Raw genomic sequence first — 19,542 nt, 5'->3', positions numbered from 1 at the left:
CTCCACGCTTGCCGCATCGACCTTGCGGTATTCGTCGAGCAGGACGCTGGCCGGGAACATGAAATTGCCGCTGTTCCAGAGATAGCCGGAATTGAGGTAGTCGGCCGCCTTCACCGCATCCGGCTTCTCGACGAAGCGCGCGACCGCGTGCACCTCGCCGGAGATGACCTCGCCCGGGCTGATATAGCCGTATTCGGTCGCCGGCCGCTCTGGCTTGACGCCGAACGTGACGATGCGCCCGGCGCTCGCGGCGGTGAGGCCCTGGCGGCAGGCCGCGACGAAGGCGGCATTGTCCTGCACCACGTGGTCGGCGGCGAGCGCGAGCACGATCGCCTCACTCGAACGGTTCTGTGCGAACACCGCGCCGGCTGCGATCGCCGGGCCGGAATCGCGCCGCATCGGCTCGAGGATCACGTCGGCCTCGATGCCGATTTCGGCGAGCTGCTCCAGCACCATGAAGCGGTAGGAGGCATTGGTGATGACGATCGGGCGATCGAACAGCGAAGCCTCCGAGACGCGCAACAGCGTGTCCTGGAAGGTCGAGCGCGTGCCGAACAGCGGCAGGAACTGCTTGGGGCGCACCTCGCGCGAAGCCGGCCACAGCCGCGTTCCGGCACCGCCGCACATGATCAGGGGGATAATGCGTTTGTCCATCGTCATTTCAAACCTTGAACTCGTTCCGATACCAGGTGACAAAATTACGAACTCCGTGCGCGATCGGCGTTGACGGTGCAAAGCCGGTGTCGCGCATCAGATCCTCGACATCCGCGAACGTTTCCAAGGGGTCTTCCGGCTGCATCGGTAGCAATTCTTTGATCGCCGTCCGACCCAGCTCCTGCTCCGGCTCCAGAACTCCGACGACGTGCATCAGCTCTTCCGGGTGGTAGTTGCCGACATTGTAGACCTTAGACGGCGCATTTGCGGCAGCCGGACGATCTGCGGTGATCCCTCATCCTGTTCCCAAGGTCTGCTTCGCCCGATCCGTCGCTCGATCTCTCGCCCGCGGCGTCTCTTTAACCTCCGCATCGACGGGGTCGCAACAGCCCCGCCGCCCTGCATGAGGGCTCCCGATCACCGCTATTGCAAGATCGGCGCCAAAACCATACCAAAGCGGCCGAATTCGGCGCCTTGCGTCGGGTTGCTTCAAAACCCTTGTTCATGCGGGCGAAATGCGCCGAATCCTGCTGTCGACGGCCAAGATCCTGATTTCCGGAGCGCTGCTGTACCTGGCGCTGCGCAAGGTCGATCTGTCCGAACTGTTTTCGCGGTTCACCCTGACCAGCCTGTTCTGGATCGGCTTGGCGATCGCCGTTACGTTCCTGCAAATCTTCGTCGGCGTGTTGCGTTGGCGCGAGATCAGCGCCGCATGCGGCGCCCCGCTCGAGCTCGGGCGGGCCATGCGCTACAACGTGATCGGATCGTTCTTCAACCAGACCCTGCCCTCGGCGATCGGCGGTGATGCGGTCCGGCTGTGGCTCGTCGCGCGCGCCGGCGCCGGCTGGCGCGCTGCGACCTACTCGATCTTCGTCGACCGCGCGATCGGTTTGATCGCGCTCGCGATCATGATCGTCGCGAGCCTGCCCTGGAGCTACGGCCTCATCGCCGATCCGCACGGGCGCTCGGCGCTGCTGCTCGTCGACCTCGCGGCGCTCGCGGGTGGCCTCGGCTTTCTGGTCTTCGGCGCGCTGAAATGGCACTGGTTGAAAACCTGGTGGGCCACGCATCACATCCACGCCTGTGCCGTGATCGCCAACCGCGTGATCTTCAGCCGCTCGCGCGGACCGGCCGTCGTGATCCTGTCGCTCGCCGTGCATGTGCTGGCCGTCGTGGTTGCCTGGTGCGTCGTGCAGTCGATCGCCGCGCCGGTCGGATTCAGCGACGTCTTTGTGCTCGTGCCGCCGGTGATGCTGATCACGATGATGCCGATCTCGATCGCCGGCTGGGGCGTGCGGGAAGCCACCATGGGCCTCGCGTTCGGCTTCGCCGGCCTGGCCGCAAACGAGGGGGTCAACGTCTCGCTGCTGTTCGGCGCCGTGTACTTCATCGTCGGCGCGATCGGCGGTCTGGTCTGGATCCTCAGCGCGGAGAAAGCCGCGCAGGGATCGGCGCCGCTCGGGGTGCGTGAATAAGGGTTCACAAGGCCGGCACGAAAGTACGCGACCGCGGCGGTTACCTATCAATCTTCGGAGCTGTTTCCTATAGTATCCGGCGCGTAGCATCACGGATCCGGAATGAAGATCAGCGTCATCACAGCCAGCTACAACTCCCAGGCGACGATCGGCGCCACCATCGAATCCTTTCTCGCCCAGACCCATCCCGACAAGGAGATGCTGGTCGTCGACGGCGCCTCGAAGGATGCGACGCTGAAGGTTGTGGAGTCGTTCGGCTCCAGCGAGATCCGCGTGATCTCCGAGCACGACAAGGGTGTCTATGACGCCATGAACAAGGGGTTGCATCTTTTCAAGGGCGACGCGATCGGATTCCTCAATTCGGACGACACGTTCCACGACGACGGCGCGCTGGCGGCGATCGCGGCGGCGCTGGAACAAGCGGACGTCGTCTATGGCGATCTCGACATGGTCACCGATCATCAATCCAAGGCTCTCGTGCGAGCCTGGCGTGGCGGGCACTACGGTCGCTACTCGTTTCAGCTCGGCTGGGTCCCGCCGCATCCGACGTTCTATATGCGGCGCCAGGTCGTCGAGACGGTCGGCGACTACGATCTGAGTTATGTCACGACCGCCGACTACGATTACATGCTGCGTACGCTGGCGCTGAACGATTACCGGGTCGCCTACCTTCCGCGCGTCATCGCCGATTTCCAGATGGGCGGCATCAGCACCAGCGGCTGGCGCGTGACCCTGCGAGGCAATCTGGAGTGCCTGCGGTCGCGCCAGCAGCATCTGAACGCGCCGGTCATCGACGCCGCGTTCTTCCTGCGCTTTGCCCGGCGGATCTTTCAGCTCCGCTCGCCGGCATCCCTCAGGATGCGGCGCTCGCGTTGACCCCGAACTCCGGAACGGCATCTTTCAGGATTGTCCTGATGGTGGCGCGATCGTCATGCGCGATGGCGAGCTCGAGCGCGGAGATCCATTTGCGCAGCGTCTGCATCGGCGGTTCATTCGGCTTCGCCGCCATGACGCCAGCGACCCCGATATTGACGGTCGGCTCCTCAGAGGCGAACAGAATTTCGTTCAGCCGCTCGCCTGGCCTCATGCCGCTGAACACGATCTCGATGTCGTGGCCGGGCTGCAAACCCGAGAGCCGGATCATCCGTTCGGCCAGATCGACGATCTTCACCGGCTGGCCCATGTTCAACACATAGACCGAAACGTCGAAACGCTTGGCGCCGAGCGCGTGGGTGGCGGCCGTGATGACGAGATCGCAGGCTTCGCGAATGGTCATGAAATACCGGACCATGTCGGGATGCGTCACGGTAACCGGACCGCCGGCCTCGATCTGCGCCTTGAACTTCGGCACGACCGACCCGTTCGAAGCCAGCACATTGCCGAACCGGACCGAGATGAAGCGCATCGCCGGCTTGCTGCCGCCGGCCTGCGCCACCAGGTCGTGGTCGAGCGCCTGGCAATACATCTCCGCGAAACGCTTGGTCAGACCAAGCATCGAGACAGGCTCGATCGCCTTGTCGGTCGAGATCATCACCATGGCCTCGGCGCCTGCTGCAAGCGCGGCATCGGCCACGTTGATCGAACCGAAGATGTTGGTCTTGACGCCCTCGCTCCAGTCCCGCTCCAGGATCGGAACGTGCTTAAGCGCGGCGGCATGGAACACGATGTCCGGCTTGAACTCCGCCATCAGGCGCGTGATGCGCTCGCGGTCGCGGATATCGGCGATCCGACCTTCGATCTCGGCGTCGGATCCGCGCGCGGCGAGCGCCTCGGTGACCGCATAAAGGGCCGGCTCCGAATTCTCGACGATCAGGAGACGCGCCGCGCCGAACGCAACCACGCGCTCGCAGATCTCCGAGCCGATCGAGCCGCCACCTCCGGTGACAATAACGCCCTTGTCCCTGATCAGGGCTTCCAGCCGCGCGTAGTCGATCGTCTCGCTCGGCCGCAGCAGCAGGTCCTCGACCGCAACCGAGGTGAGCCGCGGCATATCCCCCTGCTCGAGCGAGGGCAGGCGGCTGACGATCAGGCCAAGCCGCCGCGACCGCATCAGCACAGATTCGGGATGCGACTCCGGTGCGAACGCAGACGGCGTCATCACCACCCGGGCGATCGGCTTATTGCGCTTGGCGAAGCTGGCGATGACGTCCTCGATGTCATCGATCGCGCCGACGACCGGCACGTTGCGGATGAGCTGGCCGAGATCGGAGCGCGACGGCGACAGCACCCCGACCGGCCGCAGATGCTTGATGGCGCCACTCTCGATGCCGCGCAGCACGACCTCAGCATCGGCGGCGCGTCCGATCAGGAGCGTCGCCGCGGCATTTTCGTTCCTGACGTGGTGCATGACGCGGGTATAGCGGAAATAGCGATAGGTCAGCCGCAGCGTGCTTAGCGCGGAGATTTCCAGGAACCAGTACAGGACAATGGTGATCTTGCCGAGAAAGAAGGTGCCGTGCACGTTCGGCGCGACGAAGATGTAGTCGAGCACGAGAAGGGCGACGGTGAGCACCGTAGCGACGCGGATGATGTTCAGCGCATCGGGCAGCGAGATGAAGCGCCACTTCGTTGTCGTCAGGTTGAAGACGTAGAAGACGACCACGCTGAAGGCGAGGAAATAGGGCAAGATCTGGAGCAGCAGCGGCAAGCGGGCCGTGAAGCCCGCACCACCCTCGAAGCGTACATAGAACGCAACGAACAGGGCCGCGGCCGTCGCCACCACGTCGTGAAGCGCGATCAGGAAATTGCGCAAGGTAAGATGCGAAAGACGCGTCATCTGCCGGCCGACTATATCCAGTTCTTCAACACAACCTGATCGCGCTGATACCCCATCTGTCGGGGACTTGCCAGCGCCCTGAAGCTCAGTTGCGGGCTTCTCCCGGGCTCCGGCCGGTCCGGCGCGAATTGCACACCATGCCGCCGGCTACACCGACACCAAGCACGTACATCCAGCCTTCATGGAAGTCGAACAGATGGGAATTGAAGAGCGAAGTGAATACGTTTTGGACAACGACCAGCAACCCAATCCAGTTGGCGAGCGCGTCGCCGCGGAACAGGAGGAAATGCACCGCCCACATGGTATACAGGATGATGATGCCGACAACGCCCCATTGCACGGCCACGTTCAGCGTCTGGTTATGAGGATTGCCGATCACCTCGCTTGAGGCCTGGTGGGGGCCCCCGGTCGCAGCCTGCTCGAACAGGCCGCGCGTGGAGCCGGTTCCGTGACCGAAGACCGGCGCCTCGGCAAAGAAACCCAGCGATTTGCGCCAGAACTCGAGCCGAAGTCCGATCGATGTCGGGATGCCCTTGTCCTTGTAGAGCTCGTACTGCACGGAGAATGTTTCAATCGTGTTGTGCAGCGTCGACGAGGTCTTCCATGTCAGCGCGGCGATGGCCGCGAGAGCCGCGAAGATGAGCAGGACGCTGCGCCATTTCAAATGCAGCAGCCCGAAGACGGCCAGCATGATCGGTACGGTCACAAGTGCGGTGCGCGAGATCACCACAAAGGCCATGTTGATGAAGAAGCTGAGCGCAATGGCCGCCAGTAGCGCAGCCAGCCAGACCCTCTTCTGCTGCAGCAGCTTCACGATCGGATAGGCGAGCCCGACCGCGCATAGCGTAAATTCCTGGCTCTGGTCGATATAGTTCTTCACGAAGATGCCGCGCGAATTGGGTTCATCAGGCGGCTTCAGCGAGAGCGTGGGATGGAAAAACACGAGCCAGGACATCACCGACAACAGCGCGCAGGACACCAGAAAGGCGACGAACACCCAATGTCCGCGCGGCGAGCGCGCAAAATGATAGAGCAGGACCGGCAGCACCAGCAGCTTGACGGTCGGATTGACCGCATAGAAGCGCGCGCCCCAGGCCGCGTCCGACCACAGCGTCCCCGCCAGCGCGAGCAGGACCAGCGCAATCGGCGCCGCACAGATCGGACGCTTGAGCGATTGCAGGAACTCACGGACGTCGAGGAACGGCACCATGCAGAGCAGCATCAGGACATTGAATATCGCCGCAAGCGACGTCGACCATGGCAGCGAGGCCGCGGTCAGTATCGCGAACAGATCGACCGTCTCGGACCAGGCCGCCGGACTGCGCAGACGCCGCCACAGCATCTGACCGGTCGTCGCACCGGCGAGTGTCTTCATTTGATCTCTCCCCGCGCGCGATGAACCAGCGTCGTCGTGCTGAAGCCCTGGAGAATGTCGACCAGCACGACGGTCCCGCCCGCGGCCTCGACGACCTCATGACCAACCACCTGCTCGCGGGTGTAATCGCCCCCTTTGATCAGCGCGCTCGGCTTGATGCGGGTGATCAGGTCGATCGGCGTATCCTCATCGAAAATAACGACGAGATCGACGGCTTCGAGCGCCGCCAGCACTTCTGCACGCGCCCGCTCGTCCTGAACGGGGCGGTCGGCGCCCTTCAGCCGCCGCACCGAGGCGTCGCTGTTCAGCCCCACGATCAGGCGGTCGCAGGCGGAGCGCGCCGCTGTCAGCACCTTGACGTGGCCGGGATGCAGGATGTCGAAGCAGCCATTGGTGAAGCCGACGCGCTGGCCTTGCTTCTTCCATTCCGCGAGCTGCGCCTCGAGCGCGCCGGGCTCGAGCGCGATCTTCTCTTCGGCCGCGAGAGAGGCATGCGGCAAGATCTTTCGCTTCAGCTCGGCCACAGTCACGCTGGCGGTGCCCTGCTTGCCGACGGCGACGGCGGCCGCGGCACTCGCCATGCGCAGCGCCGTGTCCCAGGCCGCGCCGGTGGCGAGCGACACCGCGAGCGCCGCGGCAACGGTGTCGCCGGCGCCGGAGACGTCGCGCACCTTGACGGGAAACGCCGGAACGTGAACGGCCTCGCCGTTGCGCGGCACCAGCGTCATGCCGTGCTCGCCTTGGGTGACCAGGATCGCTTCGCAATCGGCGAGCCGCATCACGTCCTCGCTGGCATCGACGATGCTCTGCGGCGTGTCGGCGCGGCTTCGGGTCGCTTCTGAAAATTCCTTGCGATTGGGCGTGAGCAGCGTCGCGCCGCGATAGATCGCCCAGTTTAGGCTTTTGGGATCGACGATCACGGGCTTGCCGAGTTTTCGCGCAGCGTCGATGGTGTGGCGGATGACGCGGGCGGTCAGCACCCCCTTGGCGTAGTCGGACAGCAGCACGATGTCGGCGCGCGCGATCTGCGGCAGGATTGCTTCGATCAGCTTGGTCTCGATCGTATCGGAAGCAGGCTGTGCCTGCTCCCAATCCGCACGCAGCATGTGCGTGGAAAAATGCTCGGAGACGAAACGCACTTTTCGCGTGGTCGGACGCGAGGGATCGCACACCAGTACGCTTTCGATGGCGCCCTGCTCCGCAAGCGTCGAGGCGAGCTGCCTGCCCGCCTCGTCCTCGCCGACGAGGCCGACGAAGATGCAGCGCGCGCCGAGCGCGGCGACGTTGCGCGCGACATTGCCGGCGCCGCCGATATGGATCTCGCTGCGCTGGGCCGCGATGACAGGCGCCGGCGCCTCCGGCGATATCCGCGACACCTCGCCATAGACGAACTCGTCCAGCATGATGTCGCCGATGCACAGCACCGTGCAGCCTGAGATGGCTTGCGCGAGGGCATCGAAATCGAGAATGGGCGTTGGCATGGTGATGGACCTCAGCGGAAGCGGTCGGGCCGGTCGAGATAATCCCCGACATAGGCCTTCACCGCGTCCTCGAGCGTCGTGAAACCGCCATTATAGCCGGCGCGGTGGAGGCGATCGACCTTGCTCTGGGTGAAGTACTGGTAGCTGCCGCGGATCTGCTCGGGCATGTCGATGTATTCGATATTGGGGCTGGCGCCGAGCGCGGCATAAGCCGCGAGCATCAGGTCCTTGAAGCTGCGTGCCTTGCCCGTGCCGACATTGAACAGCCCGGACACCGAGGGCGTTGCCAGCAGCCACATGATCACGCGCACGACGTCGTCGACATAAATGAAATCGCGGCGCTGATCGCCGTCGGCGATGCCCTCGCGATGCGACTTGAACAATTGCACGACGCGGCCCGCTTTGACGTCGTCGAAGCGGCGCGCCAGAACGCTCATCATCGAGCCCTTGTGGTATTCGTTGGGGCCGAACACGTTGAAGAATTTCAGTCCGGCCCATTGCGGCGGCAGCTTCTCGCCGTTCGCGGCGCGCTCGGCGACGGCGAGATCGAACAGGTGCTTGCTCCAGCCGTAGAGGTTCATCGGCCGCAGTTTTTTCAGTGCAGACACAGAGCTGTCGTCGTCAAATCCTGCTTCGCCGTCGCCATAGGTCGCCGCCGAGGAGGCGTAGATCAACGGCACCGCATTCGCCGTGCACCAGTCCAGGAGGCGCATCGACAGGCGGAAGTTGGTCTCGAACACGAGGTCGCCGTCGGTCGCAGTGGTCGCGGAAATCGCCCCGAGATGGATCGCGGCATCGAGCTTGCGGCCCTGCAGCCAGTCCGGCAGCTCAGCCGGCGGCACGATATCCAAAAGCTGCCGCTTGGCGAGGTTGCGCCATTTGCCCTCGTTGCCAAGGAAATCGCAGACGACCACGTCGCTGCGGCCGGCCTCGTTCAGCGCGGCGACGACATTCGATCCGATAAAACCGGCCCCGCCGGTCACCAGCAACATTCCAACTTCCCTGCCAGATTCCGCGTGCCCGAAGTTTTGCGGCCCGGTTCTGCCCTAGCGCATGATCCGCCAAAGTGTAAGCGGTTTTGGGATTGCCACTCAGCCGGCTTTACCTGCCGGCCCGGAGCGGCTAACCGAACCGCCACATCCAGCGCACCCCGGCCTTCTTAACGAATGAACCAAGATTCGCAACTTAGTAGGGAGGCAGATCGGGGCGACACGCGCCCGATCCTGATCGTCCCCTACATGTGGATCGGCGATTTCGTCCGGAATCACACCGTCGTGCGGGTCCTGAATGAGCGCTGGCCGAACCGGCCGGTCGATCTGCTCACGACCCCCCTATGTGCGCCCTTGGTCGATTACATGCCGGGCGTGCGCGAAGCGATCGTCTGGGACCTGCCGCGCGGCCGGCTCGCCGCGGGCCGCCAGCTCGGCCTAGCGAAGCTCCTGCGCGAGCGAAACTACGGCACCGCCCTGGTGCTGCCCCGGACCTGGAAGGCCGCCATTGCGCCCGCTTTGGCCGGCATTCCGGAAAGGGTAGGCTTCGTCGGCGAGTTCCGATTCGGCCTGCTCAATCGCTGGCGCTGGGGCGAAAAGAAGCTGCCCCGCTTCATCGACAAGAACGCCGCTCTCGCCCAGCCCGATGGCGCCCCGCTGCCTCCGGAATGGCCGGTGCCGCAGTTGCGGGTTCAGGCAGAGGACATCGTCCGCTGGCGGCAGGCCAACGGCCTCAGCGCCGGCGCTGCCGTGGCGCTCGCCCCCGGCTCGGTCGGCGTCTCAAAACGCTGGACCTACTATCCCGAGGCCGCCCGCTTGCTCGCCGAGCGCGGCCTTGAGGTCTGGGTTGTCGGCGGTCCCGGGGAAAAGGGCTTCGCCCAGGAGATCGTCGCGGCCGGCGGCGCGGGGGTGCGGGACCTTACCGGCAATGATCTGCGCAACGGCGTGCTGGCCATGGCTGCGGCCGGCGTCGCCATCTCCAACGATTCCGGCCTGATGCACATCGCAGCCGCCCTGGGCACGCCGACCATGGGCATCTTCGGCCCGACCAGCCCCTATCTCTGGGCCCCCCTCAACAGCCTCGCCGCGACCGTGGTGCAGGACAAGAGCGTGCTCTCCTGCCAACCCTGCCAGAGCACGATCTGCAAGATGAACGACCACCGCTGCATGCGAGATATCGCGGCGCAGGACGTGGTCGAGATCGCGAGAGACGTGCTGGCGAGGACGCAGGGACTTGGAAATGTCTGACGGCCGCGCGGCGAAACCCGCCGCATTCCTCGATCGGGATGGCGTCATCAACCGTGACGATGGCTATATCGGCACGCAAGACCGCATCCGCTGGATGCCCAACGTTGCGAGGGCCATTCGCCGCCTCAACGAGGCCGGCTATTGGGTATTCGTCTTCACCAACCAGTCCGGCGTCGCGCGCGGCCTCTTCACTGACGCGGACGTGAACCGGCTGCACGGTTGGATGTGCGCCGAGCTCGCCCGTGACAGCGCGCGGATCGATGACGTCCGCTTCTGTCCATACCATCCGCAAGGAACGGTCGCCGGCTATATCGGAGAGCATGATTGGCGCAAGCCCGCACCCGGTATGTTGCGCGATCTCGTCCAGCACTGGCCGGTGCAACTCGACGGCAGCTTCGTAATCGGAGATCAGGCTAGGGACATCGAGGCCGGCAAGGCGCTCGGACTGCCGGGCTTTCTCTTTCCAGGCGGCGACCTCGACGCGTTCGTGACCGAGGTGCTCGCCCGGACAAAACGATCGTAGACCGCGGCGATCCGGCGGGACATCGAGTCGAGAAAGAACGTCAACGGGTGCCGTGCCGGAGTGTATCCCCGGGGGTCGCGCACAATCTGGAATGCCGTCTACTTGCAGTGTCTCGTCCGACGGCTCAAAACAAGTTCGTAAATCCGCATTTGCATTGCGCAGGCCGCCAAGCCATTGATTCCGCTGCCCGGCTGGTGCATGGGGAGATATTTTCTCCGCTCGCTCAGAGCAGTGGCCGATAGACCTCACCGATCCGGGCCGCCTCGGCATCGAGGCTGAATCGTTCGAGCACGCGTGCCCGCCCGCGCTCGCCCATCGCGATCGCGGCGGCCACATCACGCATCAGCGGTTCGACCGCTGCAACCAGCGCGTCCGCATCACCGGTCGGGATCAGCACGCCAGTCACGCCATCCTCGACCACGAGTTCGGCCGCGCCGGCGCGCGCGGCGACCAGCGCGCTGCCAGCCGCCATCGCCTCGATCAACGTCAGGCCAAAGCCTTCGTTGCGCGAGGTGAAGGCGTAGATGGTCAGCCGCTGATACCAGCGTTGCACGTCTTCGATCGGCAGCTCGCCGGTGATGACGATGCGCGATTGAAGGCCAGCGGCCTCGATCCGCTTCTTCAGGTCGTTTGCAAAAACGGTTTGCTCGGGTGTGACCTGGCCGACGATGATTGCGGTGAAGTCCGGATAGCGCGGCAGCAAGCGGCACATCGCATCGACGAACACATCGGTGCCCTTCTGCGCGCGCACCCGGCCGAAGCAGCCGATTGCGTAGCGGCCCGGCAGCGCGGCTTCCGCGAAGGCAGCAGTGCGGTCGAGCGGCGGTGCATAGACGGCGGTGTCGACGCCATGTGGGATCACCGTCGCCTCCACTTTCAGGAACGAGGCCGAAAGATCTGATGTCGCGATGATCGCGTCCATGCGCCGGATCAGCCAGCGCGTGATCCAGCTATGATGGCGCTGTGCTGCCGAGGTGAAGACGAGCTTGAGCGGCCAACCGAGCGCGCGCAACAGCACGCCCGCGATCATCTCGTTGTTGCGGCGCGCGTGCCAGATCACCGACGCCTTGCGGCGCCACAATCCCAGGAGATCGGCACCGCCCAGGTGCGCGATCCCCTCCGGCGCGTCGGAGCCGAACCACGCGGCGCGAAACAGCTTTGCCAGCCTCGGCGCCACCATCCGGTTGGTCGCGGTGACCCCGGAATAGCGCCTGTGCAGATTTGGCACGATCACTTCGAGATCGCTTGGGGAATTCGTCACGCCACGCTCCGTTTCGAAAGTCCCTATACGCAACATTAAGCATAGTGACCAGTTCAGCCGCGCCGATACCCACTCTTCACCACGTAAACGTTAGCTTGGAGCGTTGATCGAAGACGGGTGAGATCATGACTGTGCTTGTCACCGGCGGTGCCGGCTATATCGGAAGCCACACGGTTCTGGCCCTGGCGGAAGCCGGCGAGGACGTCGTCGTGATCGACGATCTCTCCACCGGTTTCTCGGCCTATCTGCCCGAAGGCGTGCCGCTGTTCATTGGCGATGCCGGCGACGAGAACCTGCTCGAAGGCGTGATCGCCCAGCACAACATCGAGAGCATCATCCATTTCGCGGGCTCGGTGGTCGTGCCGGATTCGATGCGCGATCCGCTCGGCTATTACCGCAACAATTTCACGACCGCGCGCAACCTGCTCAACGTCGCGGTCAAGCGCGGCATCGACCGCTTCATCTTCTCCTCGACCGCGGCCGTCTACGGCGATCCGGACCTGGTGCCGGTGCCCGAGCATGCGCCGACACGGCCGCTGTCGCCCTACGGGTCGTCGAAGCTGATGACCGAGATCATGCTGCACGACGTCGCCGCCGCCTACGGCATGCAATACGTGACCCTGCGCTATTTCAACGTTGCGGGTGCCGATCCGCAGGCCCGCATCGGCCTTGCCACCGTCGGCGCCACGCACCTGCTCAAGATCGCGGTGGAAGCCGCGACCGGCCAGCGCGCCAAGATCGACGTGTTCGGCACCGACTATCCGACCCAGGACGGCAGCTGCATTCGCGACTTCATCCATGTCACGGACCTGTCGCAGGCGCATCGCTCGGCGCTCGCTTATCTGCGCAACGGCGGCGCGTCGACGACGCTCAATTGCGGCTATGGCCGCGGCTACTCGGTGCTGGAGACCATCGACGCGGTGCGCCGTGTTTCGGGCCGCAGCTTCGCCGTGCAATACGCCCCGCGCCGGCCCGGCGACATCATGACCATGGTCGCCGACACCAGCCGCATCCGCGGCCTGCTCGACTGGAAGCCGCAATACGACGACCTCGAGACCATCGCCGCCCATGCGCTGGCCTGGGAGGACAAGCTGTTCCGCGAGCGTCACGGCGAGCTCCGCCACGCCGCCTCGGCCTAGATTCCATTCCAGCGCAAGCCCTTAATTGGGCTTGAAAAGCGCGGGCTTAGCGGGCACAGAGGCCGTTCGATCCCTGACGCGCGGGCAGGCTTATTCCTGTGCCGTCAATGGACTGCGGATGGCTCAGTTTCCAAAGAAAATCACCGACGATCCCTATGCGGCAGCGGTGCTGATTCGCCGCCTGGTCACGGAACAGGGGATCCTCTACTGGCGGCGCTACCTCGTCGCCTTCGCGCTGATGGCGCTTGCCGCCGGATCGACCGCGGGCGCGACCTACGTGCTCGGCCAGGTCATCAACCAGGCCTATGTCGACAAGAACATCCCGGGCATCGCGATGTTCTCGGGCATCACGGTGATCCTGCTCTTCATCAAGGGCGTGGCGACTTACGGCCACATGGTGATCCTGACCAAGATCTCCAACGCCATTCTCGCCACCAACCAGCGCCAGCTGTTCGCCAAGCTGATGCGCGAGAGCGTCGGATTCTTCTCCGAGCGGCATTCGTCGGAATTTCTGGCACGGCTGACGGCCGGCGCGAAGTCCATCACCGATGTCCTCAACATGCTGGTCAACGCGGTCGGGCGCGACCTCATGATGCTGCTCGCCATGATCGGCGTGATGGTGTGGCAGGATCCGGTGATGTCGTTCATCGGCCTCGTCGCCGTGCCGCCGGCGATGCTGGTGCTGCGCAAGCTGGTCAAGCGCATCAAGGGCCTCGCCTACAACCAGTTCACCGGCACCGCCGACATCCTGGAGACGATGCAGGAATCGCTGCAGGGCATCCGCACGGTGAAAGCGTTCACGCTCGAAGACACCATGCAGACCCGCATCAACGAGAACATCGCGATCGTCGAGCGCAACGCCAACAAGATGGCCCGCGTCGCCAACCGCTCCAATCCGCTGATGGAGATGCTCGGCGGCTTCGCCGTCGCGGGCTGCCTGCTCTATGGCGGCTATAGCGTGGTCGCGCTCAACGCCACGCCTGGCGCATTCTTTTCCTTCATGACCGCGTTCCTGATGGCGACCGAGCCGGCCAAGCGGCTGGCGCGGCTCAACATCGACCTCAACAGCCAGCTCGTCGGCGCCCGCATGCTGCTGGAAGTCGTCGACAGCCCCGCGAGCGAGCATTCCGACGACGACAAGCTGGCGCTGAAACTGTCGACTGCACGCATCGAGCTGCGTGACGTCAGCTTCTCCTATCGTAGCGGTGAGGCCGTGCTCAACCGCATGAGCTTTGTTGCCGAGCCCGGCAAGGTCACAGCATTGGTCGGCCCCTCCGGCGGCGGCAAATCGACCGTGCTGGGGTTGCTGCTGCGCTTTTACGAGGTGACGCAAGGCGACATCGTGATCGACGGCCAGTCGATCGGCGCCGTCTCGCGAAAATCGCTGCGGGCCCAGACCGCCTATGTCGGCCAGGACGTCTACCTGTTCCGCGACACCATCCGCAACAACATCGCCTTCGGCCGCGCGGGCGCAACCGAAGAACAAATCATCGATGCTGCGAAAGCAGCCTGCGCGCATGATTTCATCATGGGCTTCCCGCTCGGCTACGACACGCCCGTCGGCGAGCACGGCACGCAACTGTCCGGCGGCCAGCGCCAGCGCATCGCGGTCGCGCGCGCGCTGATCAAGAACGCGCCGATCATCCTGCTCGACGAAGCCACCGCCGCGCTCGATTCCGAGTCCGAGCGGCAGGTGCAGGAGGCGATCGAGCATCTTTGCCAGAACCGCACCACAATCGTGATCGCGCATCGCCTGCACACCATCATGCACGCCGATGCGATCCTGGTGGTCGAGGGCGGCGAGATCGTCGAGCAGGGCCGGCATGACGAGCTGCTCCGCCGCGGCGGGCGCTACGCCTCCTTCTTCCGCCTGCAACATCACGACGCCGGCGCTCTGGCGCCGATCAGCGCAACCGCATAGAGTTCCTTTCACCTCAAGAGCAGCGAGATCGCACCATGAACGCCGCCTCCTACGTCATCCCGCTTCCGACCCAGGCCTCGCTTCCCGTCGTCGGGGAAAGCGGCCGTTATCCCGTGCGCCGCATCTGGTGCGTTGGCCGCAACTATCTCGAGCACATCCGCGAGATGGGCAATGACGAGCGCGCCCCGCCGTTCTTCTTCGCCAAGCACGCCGACATGCTGGTGCCGGACGGCGCCACCATTCCCTATCCGCCGCTGACAAAGGACTTGCATCACGAGGTCGAGCTGATCGTCGCGATGAAGAGCGGCGGCCTCAACATTCCCGCCGAGAAGGCGCTCGACCATGTCTACGGCTATGCCGTCGGCATCGATTTGACCCGCCGCGACCTGCAGATCGCCTCGCGCAAGAAGGAGCGTCCGTGGGAGGTCGGCAAGTCGTTCGACTATTCGGCGCCTTGCTCCGCGGTGCAGCCGGCATCGAAGATCGGCCACCCCGCCAAGGGCAAGATCTGGCTCACGGTCAACGGCAAGGAGGCGCAGAAGGGCGACCTCACCGAGCTGATCTGGAATGTGCCCGAGATCATCTGGCAACTCTCGCAGCAGGTGAAGCTCGCCGCCGGCGACATTATCATGACGGGCACGCCGGCCGGCGTGTCGCAGCTCCAGCCGGGCGACAAGCTCGAATGCGGCGTCGACGGCGTCGGCACGCTGAAGGTGAGCATCGGTCAGCCGGAATAAGGCTGAGCTCGAGATCACGGGACAGCAAAGCCCCGGGCATCGCGTCCGGGGCTTTTTGCGGATTCAAGTTCGTCGCTCGTACGCCCCCGCCGCGTTGATGTCCTTTCCGGTGTAATCGGTCATCATCGCGGTCGCGACCAGCGTCACGACCGCGCAAATCGCGATGTAGACCGCGATCGCGGTCGCCGAGTGGAACGTGCCGTACAGCCAGGTGGCGATCAGCGGTGCGGGGCCGCCGGCGATCACGGATGCGAGCTGGTAGCCGAGCGAGGAGCCGCTGTAGCGCAGGCGTCCGGTGAAGCTCTCGGCGATCAAGGCGGCTTGCGGTCCATACTGCATGTCGTGCGGAATCAGCGACAGGATGATCGCGAGGAAGATGATGGTCAGCGACCCCGTATTGAGCATGGCGAAATAGACGAAGCCGAAGATGCCCGTCACAGCAGCGCCGAGCATATACATGTTCTTGCGGCCGATCTGATCGGAGATATGTCCGCACAGCGGGATCGACACGAACGACAGCACCGAGGCCGAGAGCACCGCGGTCAGCAGGAAGTCGCGCGATACGTGCAGGGTGCCGATGCCATAGGAGAACACGAAGGCCGTGAAGATGTAGAACGGCGCCTGCTCCGACATGCGCGCAAACGCAGACAGTAGAATCTCCTTCGGGTATTCCCGGATCACCGTGAGCATCGGCGTGCGATCGACCTGGCGTTCGGCCACGAGCTTGGAGAACACCGGGGTTTCGAGAATGCCGAGCCTGATATAGAGGCCCACGCCGACCAGGATGATGCTGAGCGCGAAGGGAATACGCCAGCCCCATGCCAGGAACTGATCACCCGCCATCTGGCTAAACACCAGCACGGCAAGATTGGCGAGAAAAAGCCCGCAGGGCACACCGAACTGCGGCCATGATGCGATCAATCCACGGGATCGGTCGTTGCGCGCCCATTCCATCGACATCAGTACCGAGCCGCCCCACTCACCACCGACGCCGACGCCCTGAATGAACCGCAGCACGGTCAGAATCACGGCGCCCCAAATACCGATGCTCGCATAGGTCGGTACCACCGCCACGGCAGCGGTCGCCAGTCCCATCAAGAGCAACGTCGCGATCAGTGTGGATTTACGTCCGATGCGGTCGCCATAATGGCCAAAGATTGCCGCGCCGACGGGCCGCGCGGCGAATCCAACCGCGTAGATCGCAAACGCCTCCAGCGTGCCGACCCAGGGATCGGAGTGAGGAAAGAAGAGCTTTGCGAAAACCAGACCCGTGACGGTGCTGTAAAGAAAGAAGTCATACCACTCGATCGCGGTCCCGATTGTGGAGGCGATCACGGCGCGGCGAAGCTGGCGCTGATGCTCGGGGGCAGTAAGTCGGGTGGCGTCGAGATCAAGGGTTGCCATGGGAGCGCATCCTCAGATAGGCCCCCGCTTGCGTGTTTTCACCTGTTATTGTTGCCGAAAAAACGACGTTGGGTTCCAAGAGTTCCAACCGACGTGAAATGGGAGGCTAAAACTTTAGTCGGTCGATAAGCCCGGCGAGGGGGGCACTACCAAGCCTTCACCGGTCGATTGGCGTGGCTTGTCTGCGGCACACCGCGATTGAGCGACATGTGCGAATGCACGCAGAGCCAGCTATCGCCATGTCTTGAAAACACCATCGTGGCCCGGCCGGGGCGCGGAAACGCGCTGCCGTCGGGATGATAGCCCGTGCTCGTCCATGGCACGATCACTGTCGCCGTTGTGCCATCGGACGATGCCAGGATCGAGGCCTGGGCGATGACGAAACGGAAGTCGGACGTCTTCGGCCAGACGTTGTCCCATTGCGTGGTGACCCATTGGTCGAGGCCGGGAATGACGTCGTTGTGCGTGCCGAAGGCCAGCACATCCGGATGGAAGAGCGGCCGCGCCGAAGCATAGTCGACCTCGCGGACATAGCCCGCGAAGGTCTCCAGCCAGTGGCGAAAGAACTGCGTGATCTCGGTATTCGCGGTCGGCAAGGAGGCCATCGCCTGCTCCATGTTCGGCAACTCAATCGCGGCAATCTTTGTTGCCATGAGGCGAACCGTCCAGCAAGATATGTGGAGAGCACCGGTGGAGATCGATCCACGAACCGGGCCGATTTCATGGAGCAGACTCATGAGACGCCTTCTCCTGCTTGCAGCCACGCTTATCGTCTCGTGCAATGTTGCCAGCGCGCAGTCCAGTCAGCCCTATGCCGGCCTTGAGCATCGCCCAATCAAGGCGCTGTCGCAGCATCAGATCGACGATCTTCGAGCCGGACGTGGCATGGGCCTGGCGCTTGCCGCCGAACTCAATGGATATCCCGGCCCCAGCCATGTTCTTGAGCTCGGTGATCGACTTGATTTGACCGCGGATCAGCGCATCCAGGTTCAGCGCCTCTTCGATGCCATGAAGCAAGATGGGTAACAAGCTGGTCGAGCAGGAAACGGAGTTGGACCGCCTCTTCTCCGCCCGCGTCGTGACATCGGAATCACTCAAGGCGGCCCTCGTTGCCATTTCGGAAACCCAGGCACTGCTCCGCGAAAGCCACCTCAAATATCATCTATCGACAACCGCGTTGCTCGACCGGAGCCAAATGCAGCGATACGCGGAGCTGCGCGGTTACCAACGCCCTGGTGGCTCCGAAGAACACAAGCACCGTCACTAAACGCGATCACCGCAATGCCGACAGCACGATGAGGCCGAGGATCACCGCCGTCAGCGAATATTTGAGCGTGTAGTAGACGTTGCGATTCCATTGCTTGACCTTGCGGTTCGCAAGGATCTCGTAGAGCTTCCCGAACACCTTGTTGAGCACGCCGACGCTCTCGCCGTCCACGTTCTGGGTTGCAGACGCCTTGACGATGTGGTGGCTGACCCAGCGGTTGATCGCGGTCATGAAGCCGTACTTCATCGGACGCTCGACATCGCAGAACAGGATGATGCGATTGACGTCGGTGGCATTCTCGGCGCTGTGAATGAAGGTCTCGTCGAACATGAAGGCCTCGCCGTCGCGCCAGACGCATTCGACGCCATCGACCAGGATGTGGCACCTGTTCGAGTTCGGCGTGACGAGGCCGAGGTGGTAGCGCAGCGAACCCGCAAAGGGATCGCGGTGGGCGCCGAGCTTGCCGCCCGGCGGCAGCATCGCAAACATCGCACCATGCACGCTCGGAATGGAGTTGAGCAACTCCACCGTCTTCGGGCACAGCGTGCGCGCCGAAGGCAGGAAGTCGTCGTACCATTTCAGATAAAAGCGCTTCCAGCCGCTCTTGAAGAACGAGTAGAAACCCCAATCGTTGTTCTTCGCCGCCGCGCGAATGAAGCCTTCGTCGAACAGGCGAACGGCCTCGTCGCGAATGGTCTCCCAATTCTCACTGAGGGCTTTCAGCTCCGGAAACTGATCGACCGGGATCACCGGCTTGTTCGGCACCGCCGAGCCCGCGTACATCAGCACATTGTAGGGCGCGAGATAGGTGGAGTGGTCGCCAAGCTGGCGCGCGAAGCGCAGCCGCTGCTTGCCGCGGAAATGAACGTAGATCGTTGATGCCGCCAGCACATAGAGAATGACGAGTTGCGGCGCAAAAAGCTGTTTTAACATCTCCCCCGTTCCCCGGTGATTCAACCGGGGACGTGATCTATCCCGACGCGGCCCGAGCGGCAAGATATTCGCCGATGGGTTGCAATCACGCTCCGGAGATCAGGGCCGGGAACTTGAGGCCAAAACGAGCCGAATTCAGGCCCGTGACAGCGCCTGGAGACCCTTGAAGGTCAGGCGCTTGGGGTCGGTGACGCCGGCGAGATACAGGCGGCGGATGAACGTGATCACGGCGTCGCGGTCGCAATCGGTCAACGCGACGACGGCGTCGACCGCGATTCTCTGGGCTTCCATTGGGCTCATCTCGGCCTTGCAAGTAACCCCGGCCGAGACAGGCTAGGACTCCGCGGTTAATCCGGCGT

General features: G+C 63.7%; 19 protein-coding genes and 1 pseudogene. 8 read left to right on the top strand and 12 right to left on the bottom strand.

The annotated features are described in order from the left end of the window. Both ABIB91_RS30755 and ABIB91_RS30750 read right to left on the bottom strand, forming a co-directional pair. The coding region (locus ABIB91_RS30755; RefSeq protein ID WP_354170080.1) for a mannose-1-phosphate guanylyltransferase at nt 1-654 on the bottom strand (654 nt) is incomplete at its 3' end. Between the two features lie 7 nt (nt 655-661). Continuing rightward, nucleotides 662-946, bottom strand: a pseudogene (locus tag ABIB91_RS30750) (UDP-glucuronate 5-epimerase); the annotation flags it as partial. A 223-nt stretch (nt 947-1,169) separates the two neighbouring features. On the opposite strand from ABIB91_RS30750, the gene ABIB91_RS30745 reads away from it, so the two are divergent. Together ABIB91_RS30745 and ABIB91_RS30740 are read left to right on the top strand one after the other, a co-directional pair. Continuing rightward, nucleotides 1,170-2,129, top strand: coding sequence for a lysylphosphatidylglycerol synthase transmembrane domain-containing protein (locus ABIB91_RS30745; protein WP_354170078.1), 960 nt, complete (start codon nt 1,170-1,172; stop codon nt 2,127-2,129). A 102-nt stretch (nt 2,130-2,231) separates the two neighbouring features. Further along, nucleotides 2,232-3,005: a glycosyltransferase family 2 protein gene (locus ABIB91_RS30740; protein ID WP_354170076.1), complete on the top strand. Its 774-nt coding sequence runs from the start codon at nt 2,232-2,234 to the stop codon at nt 3,003-3,005. Here the strand turns inward: ABIB91_RS30740 and ABIB91_RS30735 are convergent. From ABIB91_RS30735 to rfaD, 4 genes are all read right to left on the bottom strand, one after another. After that, a complete protein-coding gene (locus ABIB91_RS30735) occupies nt 2,983-4,905 on the bottom strand; it encodes an SDR family NAD(P)-dependent oxidoreductase (RefSeq protein ID WP_354170074.1) in 1,923 nt (640 codons plus the stop codon). The genes ABIB91_RS30740 and ABIB91_RS30735 overlap by 23 nt on opposite strands. Nucleotides 4,906-4,990: 85 nt before the next feature. Beyond that, nucleotides 4,991-6,280, bottom strand: coding sequence for an O-antigen ligase family protein (locus ABIB91_RS30730; RefSeq protein WP_354170072.1), 1,290 nt, complete (start codon nt 6,278-6,280; stop codon nt 4,991-4,993). Then, entirely contained in the window at nt 6,277-7,749 is a 1,473-nt protein-coding gene (rfaE1, locus tag ABIB91_RS30725) for a D-glycero-beta-D-manno-heptose-7-phosphate kinase (protein WP_354170090.1), read from the bottom strand. The genes ABIB91_RS30730 and rfaE1 overlap by 4 nt, the downstream gene beginning before the upstream one ends. 23 nt (nt 7,750-7,772) lie before the next feature. After that, nucleotides 7,773-8,753 (bottom strand): ADP-glyceromanno-heptose 6-epimerase, encoded by a 981-nt coding sequence (rfaD, locus tag ABIB91_RS30720; RefSeq protein ID WP_354170070.1) that lies wholly within the window; start codon nt 8,751-8,753, stop codon nt 7,773-7,775. Between the two features lie 174 nt (nt 8,754-8,927). Here rfaD and waaF point away from each other — a divergent pair, with 174 nt between their 5' ends. Together waaF and ABIB91_RS30710 are read left to right on the top strand one after the other, a co-directional pair. Beyond that, on the top strand, nt 8,928-9,998 hold the full coding sequence (waaF, locus tag ABIB91_RS30715; RefSeq protein WP_354170068.1) for a lipopolysaccharide heptosyltransferase II: 1,071 nt from the start codon (nt 8,928-8,930) through the stop codon (nt 9,996-9,998). Next, nucleotides 9,991-10,521, top strand: coding sequence for a D-glycero-alpha-D-manno-heptose-1,7-bisphosphate 7-phosphatase (locus ABIB91_RS30710; RefSeq protein ID WP_354170066.1), 531 nt, complete (start codon nt 9,991-9,993; stop codon nt 10,519-10,521). Before waaF ends, ABIB91_RS30710 begins: the two co-directional genes overlap by 8 nt. 223 nt (nt 10,522-10,744) lie before the next feature. On the opposite strand, the gene ABIB91_RS30705 is transcribed toward ABIB91_RS30710, so the two are convergent. Continuing rightward, on the bottom strand, nt 10,745-11,782 hold the full coding sequence (locus ABIB91_RS30705; RefSeq protein ID WP_354170064.1) for a glycosyltransferase family 4 protein: 1,038 nt from the start codon (nt 11,780-11,782) through the stop codon (nt 10,745-10,747). 125 nt (nt 11,783-11,907) lie between these two features. Here ABIB91_RS30705 and galE point away from each other — a divergent pair, with 125 nt between their 5' ends. The 3 genes from galE to ABIB91_RS30690 all read left to right on the top strand — a co-directional run bounded on the left by galE (nt 11,908) and on the right by ABIB91_RS30690 (nt 15,579). Further along, nucleotides 11,908-12,921 (top strand): UDP-glucose 4-epimerase GalE, encoded by a 1,014-nt coding sequence (galE, locus tag ABIB91_RS30700; protein ID WP_354170062.1) that lies wholly within the window; start codon nt 11,908-11,910, stop codon nt 12,919-12,921. A 118-nt stretch (nt 12,922-13,039) separates the two neighbouring features. After that, nucleotides 13,040-14,842 carry an ABC transporter ATP-binding protein gene (locus ABIB91_RS30695; protein WP_354170060.1) on the top strand — a complete coding sequence of 601 codons (1,803 nt, stop codon included), beginning with the start codon at nt 13,040-13,042 and terminating at the stop codon, nt 14,840-14,842. A 35-nt stretch (nt 14,843-14,877) separates the two neighbouring features. Next, nucleotides 14,878-15,579, top strand: coding sequence for a fumarylacetoacetate hydrolase family protein (locus ABIB91_RS30690; protein WP_219682080.1), 702 nt, complete (start codon nt 14,878-14,880; stop codon nt 15,577-15,579). Nucleotides 15,580-15,642: 63 nt separating this feature from the next. On the opposite strand, the gene ABIB91_RS30685 is transcribed toward ABIB91_RS30690, so the two are convergent. From ABIB91_RS30685 to ABIB91_RS30675, 3 genes are all read right to left on the bottom strand, one after another. Next, on the bottom strand, nt 15,643-16,983 hold the full coding sequence (locus ABIB91_RS30685; protein ID WP_354170058.1) for an MFS transporter: 1,341 nt from the start codon (nt 16,981-16,983) through the stop codon (nt 15,643-15,645). A 146-nt stretch (nt 16,984-17,129) separates the two neighbouring features. Further along, nucleotides 17,130-17,588 carry a YybH family protein gene (locus ABIB91_RS30680; RefSeq protein ID WP_354170088.1) on the bottom strand — a complete coding sequence of 153 codons (459 nt, stop codon included), beginning with the start codon at nt 17,586-17,588 and terminating at the stop codon, nt 17,130-17,132. A 115-nt stretch (nt 17,589-17,703) separates the two neighbouring features. Continuing rightward, complete coding sequence (locus tag ABIB91_RS30675; RefSeq protein ID WP_354170056.1) at nt 17,704-18,000, bottom strand: hypothetical protein; 297 nt, start codon at nt 17,998-18,000, stop codon at nt 17,704-17,706. Nucleotide 18,001: 1 nt separating this feature from the next. On the opposite strand from ABIB91_RS30675, the gene ABIB91_RS30670 reads away from it, so the two are divergent. Then, the gene (locus ABIB91_RS30670; protein WP_354170054.1) at nt 18,002-18,250 is read left to right on the top strand and encodes a hypothetical protein; all 249 of its coding nucleotides are present in this window, start codon (nt 18,002-18,004) and stop codon (nt 18,248-18,250) included. A gap of 6 nt (nt 18,251-18,256) precedes the next feature. Here the strand turns inward: ABIB91_RS30670 and ABIB91_RS30665 are convergent, their stop codons facing one another. Together ABIB91_RS30665 and ABIB91_RS30660 are read right to left on the bottom strand one after the other, a co-directional pair. Beyond that, entirely contained in the window at nt 18,257-19,183 is a 927-nt protein-coding gene (locus ABIB91_RS30665) for an aspartyl/asparaginyl beta-hydroxylase domain-containing protein (RefSeq protein ID WP_354170052.1), read from the bottom strand. A gap of 135 nt (nt 19,184-19,318) precedes the next feature. Then, a complete protein-coding gene (locus ABIB91_RS30660) occupies nt 19,319-19,474 on the bottom strand; it encodes a hypothetical protein (protein ID WP_007601983.1) in 156 nt (51 codons plus the stop codon). Between the last annotated feature and the right edge of the window lie 68 nt (nt 19,475-19,542).

The sequence above is a fragment of the Bradyrhizobium sp. JR4.3 genome, assembly GCF_040547695.1.
Lineage (GTDB): Bacteria > Pseudomonadota > Alphaproteobacteria > Rhizobiales > Xanthobacteraceae > Bradyrhizobium > Bradyrhizobium canariense.
The sequence above is the reverse complement of the archived record's forward strand: the minus strand, read 5'-3'. Positions and strand labels throughout refer to the sequence as shown.